Source organism: Campylobacter sp. 2018MI13 (assembly GCF_018501135.1).
Classification (GTDB): domain Bacteria; phylum Campylobacterota; class Campylobacteria; order Campylobacterales; family Campylobacteraceae; genus Campylobacter_E.
Genome location: NZ_JAHCZC010000231.1, coordinates 1 through 443 on the forward strand (window position 1 = coordinate 1; position 443 = coordinate 443).

General features: G+C 53.5%; 1 protein-coding gene. It reads right to left on the minus strand.

All coding sequences use genetic code 11. From position 1 onward, the window contains the following. On the minus strand, positions 1–443 hold a 443-nt coding region (locus tag KJQ99_RS09780; RefSeq protein ID WP_502756525.1), incomplete at both ends, for a phosphoglucose isomerase-related protein.

The following is a 443-nucleotide window of genomic DNA, read 5'->3' on the forward strand; positions in this document are numbered from 1 at the left end:
CCAAACGCCAGCGCTTCGGTCTGCGCGAAGAAGTTAGACAGCAGCTTCTGATGATGATCGGATAGCGGGTTATGGGTGATAGCCGGGGCGATAAAGTCACACGGCACCATTTTAGTACCCTGGTGAATCAATTGATAAAACGCGTGCTGACCGTTGGTGCCTGGTTCGCCCCAGATAATTGGGCCTGTCTGGTAATCCACGGCGTTGCCGTTCCGGTCAACGTATTTACCGTTGGATTCCATGTTACCCTGCTGGAAGTAGGCGGCGAAACGGTGCATATACTGGTCATACGGCAGAATGGCTTCGGTTTCCGCGCCGAAGAAATTGTTGTACCAGATGCCAATCAACGCCAGCAGAATGGGTAGGTTTTTCTCCGCCGGAGTGGTGGAGAAATGCTTGTCCATCGCGTGCGCGCCGGAAAGCAGCTCGACAAAGTTGTCGAA